The sequence below is a fragment of the Prosthecochloris sp. genome, from assembly GCA_015482705.2.
GTDB lineage: Bacteria > Bacteroidota > Chlorobiia > Chlorobiales > Chlorobiaceae > Prosthecochloris.
In genome coordinates this window covers 40125-55302 of sequence record JADMLA020000013.1, presented here as the reverse complement: position 1 = coordinate 55302, position 15178 = coordinate 40125, and the positions used below count along the sequence as shown (strand labels likewise).

Genomic DNA, 15178 nt, shown 5'->3' with positions numbered 1-15178 from the left:
AAAAGGCACCATCTCCATCGTCGGAGGTGGCGATTCCGCTGCCGCGGTCATGAAAGCGGGGCTTGCATCCGGTATTACCCATATATCAACCGGCGGGGGTGCGAGTCTCGAGTTCCTGGAAGGAAAAGTTCTTCCCGGCATCGCAGCGCTGAACGATTAACAGTTCGCTGACATTAGGATCAGCTGCACCCCCCTTGTAAGAGAAAACATGAAAACAAAGAGTTGAACTTGTACTGAATGAACAATTATAACCAACCATATAGCCCGGGCGGATTTCAGGTAATGCCCCCGGCAATTAAAACACTCATCATTGCCAATATTCTGGTCTTTTTCATACAGTATTTCTCTCCTATTAGTCCCTTGGTGCAATTCTTCGGCCCACTGTGGCCGATAGCTTCATCGGGTGAGTATAATTTCCAGATATGGCAGCTCGTCACCTACATGTTCATGCACGGACCAGGATTTCCCCATATTTTTTTCAATATGTTTGCACTCTGGCTATTCGGAACGGAGATAGCAAACTACTGGGGAACGAAAGAGTTCACCACTTATTACTTCATATGCGGTATCGGGGCAGCCCTGATCAATCTGCTGACGACCATCGGCAGTCCGTATCCGACAGTTGGAGCTTCCGGTGCGGTGTTCGGCATTCTGCTCGCATTCGGTATGATGTTTCCCGACCGTTACATCTTTCTCTACTTTCTGTTCCCGATCAAGGCAAAATATTTCATAGCAGGGTACGCAGCGCTCGAACTGCTGATGGGCATCAACAATGCAGGTATGGGCAGCGGCAGCAATATCGCTCATTTCGCCCACCTCGGAGGCATGGTGGTCGGCTTCGCTTACATCAAGTTCCGGCAGCAGGGTTTTTCATTCTCCGACTGGCTGGACAAAACCTTTCCCAAACAGGACGAACGCAGTGGCCCCAAGCTTTATAAAAAAGACAGGGAAGAAACCGGCCTGCAGGTCAGCGAAGAGGAAATCGACGCGATTCTGGATAAAATATCCCGCCAAGGATACGAGTCTTTGACCGAGGAAGAAAAAAGGAAGTTATTGAAAGCAGGCAGTAAGTAAGCAGTAGCCGAAAAGAGGAAATCGAGGATGAACGCAAGGGAAAAAGCATTCGAGCGGGCGAAAAAGAAAGCGGAAAACGTCGCGCGCAATCCTGAAAAAGTGAAGCAAATCATAGACTCTGCGCTCAACAAGGCGAACGCGGCCAAAGCTTCATCGCAGTTTCAGGAAATCACCGACAAGCTTCAGGCGATGCTGCGCATGCTGAAAAGCTGGCTCAACAAAGAGTACAGCGTCATCCCCTGGCAAACGATCATACTTGCCTTTACGGCGATCATTTACTTCGTCACACCGTTCGACGCCATCTTCGATTTCATCCCGCTTCTCGGTTTCGCAGACGATGTCGCCGTTCTCACCGCCGTCCTTGCGTCGATCAACCGCGACTTGGACAAGTTCATCGAATGGGAAGGCGAAGTCGTTCAGGAAGAAGCCCCGGTCACCCATGCCGTCGAAGCGGATTTCGAAGAAGTGAAAGGCGGAGAAAAACCCGAAGCGTGAAAATGACTACTGAAGTCCCTTCCTTCTGATGCTTCGCACCCTGTACAAACGCTCGGTAAAACCTCCCTCGTTTTCAAAATCCTTCGCCAGCCGCTCAACCTGACGGTCGAGCAGTGAACACGCTACCGCTATCAAAACCAGTGCTGCATTAGCTGAAAGCTCAGAATAATCTTTTGTAGACAACGTGGACGGAGTGGACCCTGTGGACACCTTTTGTCCATTTTTTCCCTGTCCACCAAGTCCATTCCGTCCACTTCCAGCCATCTCCTTCACCCAGCTCGCCACCTCATCGGCAGTTCGGCATCGTCTGTCTACCAACTCCTGACGGAGGGGGATTTCTTTTCCCCAAATCATGTAGCCCCGTTGACGCAAAAAATCCTCGTAGTCCAGTTTCAGTTCTTCAAGACTCGCCCGAGCCTGGGTCAGTTTCAGCTCGGTCTTTTTCGATGTCGCCGAAGCCTGTGATCCCTCGGCAATATTCTGTACACCACTCCGTGCCGCCTGCACCATCTGATCCTTCGTCCGGCTGTACCTATCGATGTAACGCTCAACAAAACGAACCGTAACATCATAGACAAGTTGCGCCATCTGAAAACTTTTCAATCTTCGATAGCCGCCATGTTGAGGGATCAGATTGGACATGACAAGACATTTTATATAGAAGATATTTATACAGTATTATACGATGTATAAACATGCAAATATAATTCAATTGATTCCGGTGCTCTATATTGGAGTGATTCACTGAAAAAGTTACCGCTATACATTGTCGCGAGCGCCTTGAGTACGAGGCGGACGGAGCGCAGAAACCGGAGTGTTACAATAAGTTCATGAGGATTTTGAGCACTGCACAACGAAGAAATCATGTTGCGCAGCAAATGTATAGCGGTACCCTCATACCTTCCCTACCGGTGCGATATACACTGTAAACTCCTCCTCCCCATCAACCCCGAGCAGACGGTCGCATTCGGCTTGATCATAGGCGGCTATGGCACAGGTGCCCGCGCCGAGGGCGGTGCAGGCGAGGTAGAGGTTCTGGCAGACGTGCCCGGCGTCGAGGGCGATCACCTTGTGGGCCGCTAGGTCATAACGCCACTCCATGCGTGCAGGAATAGTCGTCCAGAAAAAGGTTAGAGCGGCACCGGCGACGAAGCGCTGCGCCATGCAGGCCCATGAGGCCTTGTCGCCTATCTTCTCATCGAGAAAAAGCTGCAGCAGCTGATGGTCCAAAGGCAGGTAGCGATAGAGTCCGGCAGGCAATTCTTCTACATTGCTCGCTGCAACATATGTTTCGAAAGAATGCCGAGCCCCTGCTGACGGAACGGTTCGCAAGGCGCACTCTTCGCTCAGCACATGGCGTATACCCTGTGTCGCCCAGAGCAGGGCGGACAGTTCATCGAGGTCGAGGGATTCATCTGTGTAAAAGCGCATGCTTTCCCGTCCGGCGATTGCATCCCCCACCGTCATCGAGCAGCATTTCTTCAATGAACGCTGGCCGTTGGGCAGATCGATCCTAACCGCGTCTTCAGGACATGGCTTTTGCAAGGGAGGCGCAGGCAAGCGGCGGCTTTGCGCGGTTCGGGTGAAATCGATCGTTTGACGGATGCTGTCTTTGAGGAAGTAGCGATACTGCTCAAGCTTTTTGCTCGGTTTATTACCAGAATCCATAGTTCATTTCGGGTTCTTATGAATGATTTCCATGCAGCGTCAGCAGACATGCAAGGCTATTGAAGAACCGCCGGGATGTGAAGGCTGCCATGATATCTGCCTCGATCCCGGCCAACGGACGTATACTGACAACTGAATGTTTTCCCTGCTTGATCCGATCTTTTTCCTTTTCAACGGGCCGCCAGAATCAATAATTCCTTTCAAGGCAAACCAGCCTACCGTAGAGATCCTTTTCATCTCCGAACCGGTGTCGTATATTTCGTAGCGCTGCGGGTATCGGAGCGTCTGTCTTGTCAACCGTTCATATCAGTATATCGCCATGAACATGCCGAAAAAAATCATGCTGCTTGGCAGCGGGGAGTTGGGAAAAGAGTTCGTTATCGCCGTTAAACGGCTCGGACAATACGTGGTAGCGGTAGATAGTTACAGCGATGCGCCAGCACAGCAGGTGGCCGATGAACGGGAGGTTATCGACATGCTCGACGGCAACGCCCTCGATGCTCTGGTTGTGAAGCACAAGCCGGATATCGTTGTACCGGAGATCGAGGCCATCCGCACTGAACGATTCTATGCGTATGAGAAACGGGGCATTCAGGTGGTTCCGTCGGCACGCGCTGCAAACTTTACCATGAATCGCAAAGCCATTCGCGATCTGGCGGCGGCTGAACTCGGCCTGAGAACAGCACGGTACCGTTACGCCGCTTCACTGGAAGAACTGACAGCAGCCGTAGAGAATATCGGCCTGCCCGCCGTAATCAAGCCCCTGATGAGTTCCTCTGGCAAGGGACAGTCAATCATCAGAAACACATCGGATATCGAGAAGGCATGGAGCTATTCGCAAAGCGCGAAGCGGGGGGATATCGCAGAAGTGATCGTTGAATCGTTCATTCCGTTCGATACCGAAATCACACTCCTGACCGTAACACAAAAAAACGGACCAACGCTTTTCTGCCCTCCTATAGGACATCGACAGGAACGAGGCGATTATCAGGAAAGCTGGCAGCCCTGCCGTATGAGCGAAACGCTGTTGCTGGAGGCGCAGGAAATGGCTGAAAAGGTCACCCGATCTCTCGGCGGAGCCGGTATCTGGGGGGTCGAGTTTTTTCTTTCCGATGAAGGCCTTTATTTCTCGGAACTTTCTCCGCGTCCACACGACACCGGTATGGTGACTCTCGTCGGAACCCAGAACCTTTCGGAATTCGAACTGCACGCCAGGACGATCCTGGGATTGCCTATACCGGAGATTTCCCTGATGCGTCCCGGGGCCAGTGCGGTCATCCTGGCAACGAGGGAGGGAAGCACGCCCCGTTTCAGCGGTCTGGAAGAAGCTCTCACCCTGCCGGGGACAGATATCCGCATTTTCGGCAAGCCTTCATCCCGTCCTTACCGGCGAATGGGCGTAGCCCTTGCCTCCGGCGATCCTGAAAGCGATGTCGAAGACATCAAAAAGAAAGCGATCACAAGCGCCGCTAAAGTAAACGTCATCTGCGAGAAATGAAAGGAATGCTTTTTACTTTTGACCTTTACCTTCCGTTTACACTCCCGGAACAACCTGCTAAGAGATTCGATAGCTGCGTTGAGCGGTGCTCGGAATCCTCATGTACTATTTGTACACTCCGGTTCCTGCACTCCGTTCGCCTTGCTCCCGGAACTTCTCGCGACGGTTTTTCCGAGAGCGTTCAGACCAACAGTTCAACAAATCAACGAGTCAACAATCCTTACACTGTTCTTCTGAAGCACGCCAGTGTCTCGATATGACTCGTATGCGGGAACATATCGACCGGTTGTACCTCTTCGAGCCGGTAGCCCGAAGCGTTGATCTCTTTTGCATCGCGCGCAAGGTTGGCAGGGTTGCAGCTCACATAGACGATTGTCTCGGGCTGGAGCCGAATCATGGCCTTCAGCGCTTTCGGGTGCATACCCGCCCTTGGTGGATCCGTGACAATCACCCTTGGTAACCCAAACTCCTCCAGCGTGCCGAGTACGGAATGAAAATTCTTCAGATCCAACCCATAAAACGAGGCGTTGGTGATACCGTTTCGCGAAGCGTTCTCCGCGGCATCTGCCAGTGAGCTTTCCACGATTTCCAGACCGATCGCCCGGCGGCAGCGCCCGGCAAGGTAGAGTGTAATGGTTCCGGTTCCGCAATACAGATCATAGACCGTATCATCTTCCCTCAGCCCGGCCATATTCACGATGCCATCATAGAGGGTTTCTGCCTGCTTTGTGTTTGTCTGGAAAAAAGAGTTGGCGGATATCCGGAAGTGCAGATCGCCCAGACGCTCCTGGACAACTCCGTCACCGTAAATGACATACTCTTTCTCACCGACCGCAACCGTATTTTTCCGTGACGTGACATTGTTGACGACAGTCATCGGTTGTTGCGGCATCGAGGACAGAAGACGATCGCGGTACGCTTCCATGAGACCGGCATCGTACCATGAAGTCACGAGGTTGACCATCAGTACGTTCCGTTCTTCGCTGTAGCGCAGCATAAGATTTCTCAAAAAACCCTTATGTTCCCTTACTGCATGGGGTTCCAGACCGTACTCTTGCGCAAACTCTCTGGTAGCCAGAAGTGCATTGTTCATACATTCCTTGGCAAGATAGCAGCGGTCTATCTCGAGAACCTTTTCAAAATTTCCCGGCGCATGGAATCCAAGCGCAAAATCTTTTGGCTTTTCAAGAACGTCCATTTTCAATTCCTCCGGCATCAGATACCGCTTGCTGGAACAGGAAAATTCAACCTTGTTCCGGTAATGCATGATACCAGGTGCAGGCAGGACAGGGTTGACCGGAACCTCCTCCATACCACCGATGTGAAGGAGAGCATCATGTACTTTCTTTTGTTTGTAGCGGAGCTGAGCGTCATAACTCACATGCATCCACTTACATCCCCCGCAAACACCGAAAACCGGACATTCCGGTTCGACCCTGTCAGCCGAAGGAGACAAAATCCTGTCAAGCACGGCCTCGATATAGGTAGGCCTGATTTTGGTTATGGTTGCCCTAACCCTGTCTCCAACTGCCAGCATTCCCTTTACAAGGGCAGCGGTACCGTTTTCAAGCCTCCCGAAACAGTGGTCCTTTTCCGCTATATCGGAGATTGTCAGCTCAACCGTCTCTCCTTTCCTATACAAATCTTTCAAACTTTTTTCTTTCATCGAGATTTTCCTACAGTTAACAAGGCCGCACCGATAACACCGGCGCTGTCTCCGAGCTGCGGACGCACAACCGGAACATCGAGTGTACCGTTGAACAGATGTTTTTCAATTTCACACCGGGCAACAGGCGAGTAGAGTGCTTCGACGTTGCTCACACCTCCCCCGACAATAATGATATGGGGATCGAGGATATTGATTACCTGGGCGACCGCTTTACCGAACCCTTTCAGCAAACGTTCGATCGTTTCCCCGGCAGCCTGATCAGCTTCGGCAGTCGCTGCAATCTCTTTGAGGGATTTCCACATCCCTCCCGACCGAATGGTATAGAACCGCTCGAGTGCCGGCCCAGACAATACGGTTTCCACACACCCTTTTCTCCCGCAGTAGCACAATTCCCCATCCGGCAAAAGTTCGTTATGCCCCCACTCTCCTGCAATTCCATGCGCTCCGTGAACAACCGTTTCACCGCAGACAATTCCTCCCCCCACTCCGGTACCGAGAATAATTCCGAAAGCGACTCCCGTCCCCCGATGCATTGTTTTTCTTCCTGCGCCGAAGAGAGATTCCGCAAGCGCAAACGAGTTGGCATCATTTTCGATCATCACCTCTGCCTGAAGCAGCTTTTGAAAATCGACCAGCACCGGTTTACCGTTGAGACATACCGTGTTTGAATTTTTCAAAAGGCCGGTGTTCACGTCAATCCGGCCGGGAGTACCAATTCCTACAACTGAAGGCAACGTAAAACCGTACTCATCGGCCATCATCTGCAGAAGCTTCTGCACTCGTGATAGTATATGGCGGTACCCTCCGGAAGCTTCCGTTGGAATCCTCAGACGAACAAGAGGTTTCTTGTTTTCATCGAGGACAGCGCCCTCTATTTTTGTTCCCCCGAGATCTATACCCCAGTATAGTGCCATCTTGCAACCCCAATGTGTCACATTGCGTTATAATTCGCTTTTCAGACCGAAAAATCCCCTGCCACTGACGGTTTATGCCGTTGCACCGGCATCACCTGCACCGCCCGAGATAGTATTTCACCAACGAAACCACAACAGTGTACACCATTACCGAAGTAACCATTCCGACGAGAACACCTACGGCGGCTGTACCGGAAGAATACAACCCGGCAAACATTCCCGAAATGGTAAACAGCACGGCTGAAAGCAGAAAAAGAGCAGTGAACAACTTTTCAGCCATAGTGCCCCGGCTGAAAAAAATATAGACGATGACCGCTGCTGCTGGATATGCCGCAGTACCATAGGAGCATGACAAACCGATATCCGGCGGCAGCGATCGGACCAGCGTTGAAAACATCAATTCAGAAACAACGGTGGCAGTGAGAACAAGAAAAAGAATTGCCATACCGTCCCAACCTCTGCGAAACATGATGATCATCGCGGTGAAAAGTATGGCAATTGCAGAGAATATCAGCCTGCTTGACAGTACCGCAAAGTACTCCGTTGAGAGCTGTATCATCCTGCTGCAGATACGTTTGTTTTATGCCCCGGCAGAGTATGGTGCCGGGACAACAGATTACATGCTTAACGTTTTTTACCTCCCTTTTTCTTTTTCGGCTGCTTTTGAACCGGTTTGGCTGGAGCTATTTCCGGGAGATCATCCGTAGAAGATGTCTTATTGATGTAATAGGTCTGGATGATACTGAACACGTTGAACATCAGATAGTAGAGCCCCAGTCCTGCAGGAAGGTTGTTGAAAAAGAGCAGCATCATGACCGGGAATATGTACATCATGATCTTCATCTGCTCATTGGTCTGTGTCGTCGGGGTTATCTTCTGCTGCAGATAGACCGCCCCACCCATGAGGATCGGAAATAAAGCGATATGATCCCCATACAGCGGAATACTGAATCCCAAATCGAGAATAGAGTCCGGCACTGAAAGATCGTTAGCCCAAAGGAATGGCTGCTGGCGCAGTTCTATGGACGAACGGAACACGTAGAACATTGCAAAAAGCAGGGGCATCTGCAGCAGTACCGGAAGACACCCACCTAACGGATTAACCCCGGCCTCTTTGTATATCCTGCCCAGTTCACTCTGCATTTTTCCAGGATTGTCCTTGTACTTTTCCTGCAGCTCTTTCATCATCGGCTGAAGGGCAGCCATTTTTTTCATCGATTTGGTAGATGCCATGGTCAGCGGATAGGTGACCAGTTTGATCAGCAGCGCAAAAATGATGATGATGAGACCGTAATTGCTGATGAACTGGTTGAGAAGGTTGAAGATCGGCAGAATAATGTACTCCGCAAACGGCCTGGTCAACCAGTCCCAGCCGAAATCCATGATCTTTTCGAGATTCACGTCCAATGAGTGCAACACATTGTAATCGATCGGCCCGACATAGAGCACCAGCGATTCTTTATAGATTTTCTCGCCGGCCGGAAGTGAGAACTTCAGTGCTGCCGTATAATTCTCAAACTTTTCTCCCGCCTTATGATTCCCGCTCAAATACACTCCTTCTGTTGGTGACGAAGGAATCATTGCAGCCACAAAATATTTTGTTCTTACGGCTATCCATGTCGCCACTCCGGACTGTTCTTCTCGATAGTTTTTCGAAGAATCACTCGCATCGAGTTTGAGGAGACTACCACCCATATACGCCGATGCCCACGAGTTCTGCATCTCGTCATCGTGATTTTTCTCGGAATGGATCAGCCCGCCATCCCATTCAAGCTGAAATTCGTTACCGGGCAACTGACCCTCGAAGCCTGACATCTGAACATCATAGCCTATAGCATAGTCGTCACCGGTAAAAGTATAGGCAATGGTTATGCTTCTCTCAGGGGAGATATCGAGCCTGTACGTCAGCGAATAGGACTGGTCTCCTTCCAAGATCACTTCGCTATTGTTGTCAGACGCTGTAAAATAAAGGTCTCTTGTATCGATTTTCTTACCGTCACGAGTCTGAAAAAAAAGTGACAGTGCACCGCTATCGGCATTTTTCACCAGGTCGAAAAGCTCCCTGTCCGAATTGAGATGGCCTTTCAACACCATTGACTTCAGAGTAGCTCCCCGTGAGGAAAACACCGCTGTGAAAAGTTCGTTGTCAACGGTGATGGTTTTTTCCTCACCTTCGGCCACCGCGGCAAACTCCCCGAAAGCATCGGTACTCCCGTTATCCTGCGTGACCGACGATGACCTGTTATTGTCATTACCTGCTTCATCAACCACGGCCACATCACTCACCGCCATGTCTGGAGCGGTTTTTCTTTCCGGAGCCATGAACTGCATCCAGACAATCATGATCAAACCTATCAGCAAAAGTCCTATTACAGAATTTCTATCCATTATCTCTTTCTTTTGATTTTAATTTTTCACCGGACAATGGTACTGGATCATATCCCCCTTTGGAAAAAGGATTGCAGCGAACCACCCGCCATACAGTCAGCAACAGCGCATAAAAGAAATTATGAGTCCTGAACGCCTCGAGAGCATAATGTGAACAGGTAGGATAAAATCGACAGGATGGACCTAAAAGGGGAGAGATATACGACCGGTAAAACTTGATTAGAAGAATCGGCACCTGGTTTATAATTTTCCAGAAAGCATTGAGTTCCATGATTGCTCTTTTGCTATAAAATCTCTTTTGCCTGAATCAACAACCTTTCAGGCATTATTGACGGCTCAACCGGGAGCCATACTGTTAATGCCTTCAAGCAATGCTCTAATCTCTTTTCTGAAATTTTCCAATGACGGAGAATTTTTTTTTCGCCCGACGTACATGAATGCGATACAGAGTATCCTCTCTCCGTTCCCGGCATATTTTCCAGCACATTCGATTGCAAGTGCTTTTTCATGCCTGTAGGCCTCTTTCATCAAACGCTTTATCCTGTTACGATCAACAGCATCGGGTTTTATTTTCCTGCCAACGATAAAAAGAACTTTGGGTAGTGACCGATGTCCTCTCCAAGTCATCTCGAGCGGGGCAAACAGCACTTTTATGAAATTTCCTCTGTAACTTCGGGCGGAACGAAAAAGCTTCGACACAGAAGATCGCCCCCTGAGAATTTCATACTTTTTTAACGAGTGAGCATGGACAAAGTTCACAATATCACGGAACAGTTAGTGATCTATCCTTTTTTGCGAGATCCCATGTCACTGCTGACACTTAGCGAATGACGCCCTTTCGCTCTTCGTGAAGCGATGATTCTACGGCCGTTTTTTGTCGCCATGCGCTGGCGGAAACCATGCTTGTTTCTTCTCTTTCTGTTATGCGGCTGAAATGTTCTTTTCATGATAAAACACTCTTCATTGTTCTCATAGATCGATTCAAAAAATACAAGGCATTGAATTTAGCATAATCATTTTTGAAATCCAACCGGGTAAAACAGCTTTTCGCATAAGCGACACCGGCTGTCAACATCCCTCCGAAGAGGAGATACCCACAATGTTGACAACTTGTTGATAAAAAAACTTCACCCGACGAAAGCCCCAAAAAACCTGACAACAAAAACAATCCACAGATGTTGACAACCAAAAGAACACAAAACCATAAAAACAAACAAAAAAACAACTTAACCTGTGGACAACCTTTGTTACAACTATGTCACACGGAACAAGAACTTTTCCTTTCGCGAATTGTTTTTTGTCCACTGAAAAATGTAATTTATGAACAACAAATGTTGATTATTCGTCAATGGAAGAGCTTATCCACATCTCAAATGTCACGATTTCATGCCAGCCCAACAAAGTAAGGTTCTACTTGATAAGCAATCACACAGTAATGGTACAGAAGCCAATGCAGCACAAAAAGTATGGGATGCCTGCCTCGATATACTGAAAGATAAACTCAACAGCCAGGCATTTAAAACATGGTTCACCCCGATCTCTCCCCTACACTTTTCGGACAATGAACTGACTATTGAAGTTCCAAGCCAGTTTTTCTACGAATGGATTGAAGAAAATTACTCAACACAGCTGAAACAGGCTCTGAAGGATATTCTCGGTTCCGAAGGGCGATTGATGTATTCGATCGTTATGGACAGGTCACAGAACAACCCGGTCACCATCGAACTCCCCCATCAGAATATACCCAAAACCGACCCTGCCGAAAACGGCTGTTCTGCAACGGTCGAGTTGTCTTCCGACAGAGATTTCCTTGAACGCTACCGGACAAAATTTGAAAGCCATCTCAATCCAAAATACACATTCGACACTCTTATTCGAGGTGACTGTAACTCCCTGGCGTTCGCTGCATCGAAATCGGTATCCCAAAATCCCGGGCAAAACGCCTTCAATCCTCTCGTCATTTATGGAGGAGTTGGACTCGGTAAAACGCACATGACTCAAGCTATCGGCAATCATGTCCGTGAAAAAAGCATCTCCGAATACGTCCTGTATGTCTCGAGCGAGAAATTTGCCATCGATTTCGTCAATGCCATTCAAAACGGCAACATTCAGGAATTTTCCGCCTTTTACAGAAAAGTTGATGTTCTCATCATCGACGATATTCAGTTCTTTGCAGGAAAAGAAAAAACGCAGGAGGAAATCTTTCACATTTTCAACACCCTTCATCAGTCGAACAAACAGATCATTCTCTCATCGGATAGACCTATAAAAGAAATAAGAGGCATTGAAGACCGGCTTATTTCCCGGTTCAATTGGGGATTGTCGGCTGACATTCAGCCTCCTGACTATGAAACGAGAAAAGCGATCATTCAAAGCAAGCTGGAACAAAACGGCGTGACATTCGATGCAAATGTCATAGAGTTCATCGCAACCAACGTCACGCAAAACGTCAGGGAGCTCGAAGGGTGTATTGTCAAGCTCCTGGCAGCACACTCTTTGTTCAACAAGGAAATCGACCTTTCGTTCACCAAAACAACGCTCAAGGACATTATCAGAATTCAGTCCAAGCAGTTGAGTCTGGAAACCATTGAAAAAGCGATTTGCTCCTATTTTTCCATCACTCCCAACGACTTGAAAGGCAAATCGAAGAAAAAAGAAATTGCAACCGGACGCCAGATAGCGATGTATCTCAGCAAAGAACTCACAGACTCATCTTTGAAAACCATAGGGCTCCATTTCGGAGGAAGAGATCATTCAACGGTAATTCACGGCTACAACACCATTCATAAAAAAGTGGAGAATTCCACAGAAATGAGAAGTCAGGTTGAGGAACTGAAAAAACGTATCGAGATTATGTCGATATGATAACGACCCCTCTCAACCCCATAGTATATTGCCGATGCTATAGTTTTTCAAGGCAAACATCACCGATGTGCATAACCTGTCAACAATTTGTGAATCACCAAGCAGAAGCGTGCGCACTTATCAACATCGGGAGCAGACAAAACAGTGTAAATTCGAACGGGTGTGTATAAGAGGACACAACCATCAACATATTATCAACACACCCCAACATCTGAACAAACCAAATAAAATATTATAAAATATATACTTATACTTTTTTTGTCTGAATAATCAAGAATTCCACACACTCAACAACAACAACAACATTTAATTACTTAATAAATAAATAGAGTAGACAATGAAATTTTCGACCTCAATCAAGCACTTCCAGGATGCTGTAAACAAGGTGACACAAGCAATTCCCAACAAGGTTCTCGATCCCAGATATGAGAACTTGCACATCACACTTGAAAACCAGAGCCTTACACTTTTCGCGACGGATGGTGAAATGTCCATAACGGCATCGACGGATGTAGAATCGACCGATCAAGGAAATTTGGGAATCAAAGCTCGAACCATCCTCGATTTTTTGAGAAGCATGTACGATACCGAGGTCGGTTTCGAAGTCGAACGTCAACAAATGAGTGAACAGGGGATTGTCAATATCGCGACAGACAAAGGGCGTTATAAAATTCCATGCACGTTTGAAAGCAAAGCGGAAAAGCAGGATAAAACCTTTGACATTGAATTCGGCCTTCCTTCTGAAGATATACTCAATCTCATACACAAAACAATTTTTGCATGCAGTATCGACGGTATGAGACCGGCAATGATGGGTGTTCTTTTCGAAATCGAGAACAACAGTCTGACAGCAGTCTCGACAGACGGTCATCGTTTGGTACGATTCAAAAAGTCATGTGAGGTTTCTCAACAGGAAAAGCAAAAAGTTGTTATACCTGCTAGAGTATTATCAGTTCTACAGAAGCTTATCGGTGAAGGTTCAGTTACCATATCTATCGATTCGTCGAACAAATCCATTCGTTTTTCCATGGACGGTCTGGTTCTCGATGCAGCATTGATTGTCGAGCAGTACCCGAATTATGAGGCGGTCATTCCTCTTGAAAATGATAGAAAGCTAACCATTGAAAGATCTCTTTTCTATGATTCTGTCAAAAGAGTCGGGAGATTCTCAAGCATAGGCGATATACGTTTTTCCATTTCTCCAGCTTCCTTACAGCTTTCGGCCGAAAACATAAACGAGGGAGAATCAGCGCAGGAAAACCTTTCCTGCACCTATGACAATGAGCCTATAGACATAGGTTTCAACGCGAAATTCATAGAAGCGGCTCTGGGACATATCGATGAAGACAACGTCGTTGTAGAATTGAGCAGCCCGACAACCGCTGTTATCCTGAAACCGGAAAAAGAAAAAGATGATGATCGTTTGATTATTTTGGTCATGCCTGTGAGAATCAATAATTGACATACCTGAACGATCTTTGCGTTTACAAGAAATAAAGCTTGTCAATTTCAGAAAACATTCCGATCTGATATTTGCTCCAACGGATGGAATCAATGTGCTCTATGGACCAAATGGCTCTGGAAAAACGAACATTCTTGAAGCAATTCATTATTGTGCACTTGCTAAAGGATTGAACAAATCCCTCGACAGGGAATGCTTGAGGTTTACAGCCGACTATTTTCTGTTGCATGGCAGGTTTATAGATGAAAGGGACATTGAAATAGCCGTAAAGGTCAGCTATGCCAAAGCGTCGGACAAGAAGATCTTTCTCAACAGTGAGGAGTTGAAGAAGTATTCCGGACTTGTCGGACGCATTCCATGCATAACTTTTTCTCCGATGGAGCTGACCGTTGTCAACGGTTCTCCGCAGGAGAGAAGGCGTTTCATAGACAATGCACTTTCACAAACAGATAAACGCTATCTTGACGATTTGCTGCAGTACAGGCGGGTGTTACAGCAACGAAATACATTGCTTTCAGTTATGGGTGAAAGCACCATCAACAGCGATAATCTCGATGTATGGACCGAAAGACTGTCGCTTCTTGCCGGATCAATTATATCGGCGCGGTTGGACTTTATAGAACGTTTGCTTATCTACTGTCGGTCGGTATACGAACAACTCGGCCTTGGCGAAGTACCGGGCCTCAGTTACCGTTCTTCTGTAAGCAGGCAGATTGCCGATATGAAGGAGAAGGAAATCGTCGAGGCCATGATGCTTCGTTTTAAAGAGATCACATCACAGGAATTGCATCGTAAACAGACCCTGCTCGGTCCTCACAGAGACGATATCGTTTTTAGACTCGATGGTATAGAGGTTAAAAAATATGCTTCACAAGGCCAGTTACGGACATTTTTAATAGCAATAAAGCTGGCTTTACAGAGATTCATCCATGAGGTTACCGGAGAAAGTCCTTTGTTCCTTCTCGACGATCTTTTCAGTGAGCTCGATAGAAAAAGGGTGGAAAAGGTGCTTCTATTGCTCAAAGGCTCTGGACAATCAATCATTACGGCAACCGATAAACAGGAGTTCGATGGTATTCACTGCATCTCGATACGGAAAATAGCTGGAGAGATAGAGGCTCAAGATCCGTAATTTTTCCCGTTCA

17 protein-coding genes are annotated in these 15178 nt (G+C 47.7%); 7 read left to right on the top strand and 10 right to left on the bottom strand.

Annotated features, from left to right (window positions below):
• The 3 genes from pgk to QZ209_RS02575 form a co-directional block, all read left to right on the top strand.
• The coding region (pgk, locus tag QZ209_RS02585; RefSeq protein WP_294344431.1) for a phosphoglycerate kinase at positions 1-160 on the top strand (160 nt) is incomplete at its 5' end.
• 77 nt (positions 161-237) lie between these two features.
• Entirely contained in the window at positions 238-1074 is an 837-nt protein-coding gene (locus QZ209_RS02580) for a rhomboid family intramembrane serine protease (RefSeq protein ID WP_294344424.1), read from the top strand.
• A gap of 27 nt (positions 1075-1101) precedes the next feature.
• Positions 1102-1569 carry a YkvA family protein gene (locus QZ209_RS02575; protein ID WP_294344423.1) on the top strand — a complete coding sequence of 156 codons (468 nt, stop codon included), beginning with the start codon at positions 1102-1104 and terminating at the stop codon, positions 1567-1569.
• A gap of 6 nt (positions 1570-1575) precedes the next feature.
• Here QZ209_RS02575 and QZ209_RS02570 read toward each other — a convergent pair whose 3' ends face one another.
• The 3 genes from QZ209_RS02570 to QZ209_RS02560 all read right to left on the bottom strand — a co-directional run bounded on the left by QZ209_RS02570 (position 1576) and on the right by QZ209_RS02560 (position 3474).
• A complete protein-coding gene (locus tag QZ209_RS02570; RefSeq protein WP_294344422.1) occupies positions 1576-2211 on the bottom strand; it encodes a four helix bundle suffix domain-containing protein in 636 nt (211 codons plus the stop codon).
• 252 nt (positions 2212-2463) lie between these two features.
• Complete coding sequence (locus QZ209_RS02565) at positions 2464-3237, bottom strand: SagB/ThcOx family dehydrogenase (protein WP_294344419.1); 774 nt, start codon at positions 3235-3237, stop codon at positions 2464-2466.
• A gap of 39 nt (positions 3238-3276) precedes the next feature.
• The gene (locus tag QZ209_RS02560) at positions 3277-3474 is read right to left on the bottom strand and encodes a hypothetical protein (protein WP_294344417.1); all 198 of its coding nucleotides are present in this window, start codon (positions 3472-3474) and stop codon (positions 3277-3279) included.
• Between the two features lie 88 nt (positions 3475-3562).
• On the opposite strand from QZ209_RS02560, the gene purT reads away from it, so the two are divergent.
• On the top strand, positions 3563-4735 hold the full coding sequence (purT, locus tag QZ209_RS02555) for a formate-dependent phosphoribosylglycinamide formyltransferase (protein ID WP_294344429.1): 1173 nt from the start codon (positions 3563-3565) through the stop codon (positions 4733-4735).
• Between the two features lie 220 nt (positions 4736-4955).
• On the opposite strand, the gene rlmD is transcribed toward purT, so the two are convergent.
• From rlmD to rpmH, 7 genes are all read right to left on the bottom strand, one after another.
• A complete protein-coding gene (gene rlmD / locus QZ209_RS02550; protein ID WP_294344413.1) occupies positions 4956-6401 on the bottom strand; it encodes a 23S rRNA (uracil(1939)-C(5))-methyltransferase RlmD in 1446 nt (481 codons plus the stop codon).
• Positions 6398-7318 (bottom strand): ROK family protein, encoded by a 921-nt coding sequence (locus tag QZ209_RS02545; RefSeq protein ID WP_294344411.1) that lies wholly within the window; start codon positions 7316-7318, stop codon positions 6398-6400. The genes rlmD and QZ209_RS02545 overlap by 4 nt, the downstream gene beginning before the upstream one ends.
• Before the next feature lie 91 nt (positions 7319-7409).
• Positions 7410-7877, bottom strand: a complete 468-nt coding sequence (locus QZ209_RS02540; protein ID WP_294344408.1) for a hypothetical protein — start codon at positions 7875-7877, stop codon at positions 7410-7412.
• A gap of 65 nt (positions 7878-7942) precedes the next feature.
• A complete protein-coding gene (gene yidC / locus QZ209_RS02535) occupies positions 7943-9706 on the bottom strand; it encodes a membrane protein insertase YidC (RefSeq protein ID WP_294344406.1) in 1764 nt (587 codons plus the stop codon).
• Positions 9699-9977 (bottom strand): membrane protein insertion efficiency factor YidD, encoded by a 279-nt coding sequence (gene yidD, locus QZ209_RS02530; protein WP_294344404.1) that lies wholly within the window; start codon positions 9975-9977, stop codon positions 9699-9701. The genes yidC and yidD overlap by 8 nt, the downstream gene beginning before the upstream one ends.
• Positions 9978-10042: 65 nt before the next feature.
• Positions 10043-10465 (bottom strand): ribonuclease P protein component, encoded by a 423-nt coding sequence (locus QZ209_RS02525; protein WP_294344403.1) that lies wholly within the window; start codon positions 10463-10465, stop codon positions 10043-10045.
• A gap of 23 nt (positions 10466-10488) precedes the next feature.
• The gene (rpmH, locus tag QZ209_RS02520; RefSeq protein WP_110024077.1) at positions 10489-10653 is read right to left on the bottom strand and encodes a 50S ribosomal protein L34; all 165 of its coding nucleotides are present in this window, start codon (positions 10651-10653) and stop codon (positions 10489-10491) included.
• A 439-nt stretch (positions 10654-11092) separates the two neighbouring features.
• On the opposite strand from rpmH, the gene dnaA reads away from it, so the two are divergent.
• From dnaA to QZ209_RS02505, 3 genes are all read left to right on the top strand, one after another.
• Positions 11093-12571 carry a chromosomal replication initiator protein DnaA gene (gene dnaA, locus QZ209_RS02515; protein WP_294344399.1) on the top strand — a complete coding sequence of 493 codons (1479 nt, stop codon included), beginning with the start codon at positions 11093-11095 and terminating at the stop codon, positions 12569-12571.
• 337 nt (positions 12572-12908) lie between these two features.
• Positions 12909-14033: a DNA polymerase III subunit beta gene (dnaN, locus tag QZ209_RS02510; protein ID WP_294344397.1), complete on the top strand. Its 1125-nt coding sequence runs from the start codon at positions 12909-12911 to the stop codon at positions 14031-14033.
• A 16-nt stretch (positions 14034-14049) separates the two neighbouring features.
• Positions 14050-15165: a DNA replication/repair protein RecF gene (locus QZ209_RS02505; protein WP_294344396.1), complete on the top strand. Its 1116-nt coding sequence runs from the start codon at positions 14050-14052 to the stop codon at positions 15163-15165.
• Positions 15166-15178 lie beyond the last annotated feature (13 nt).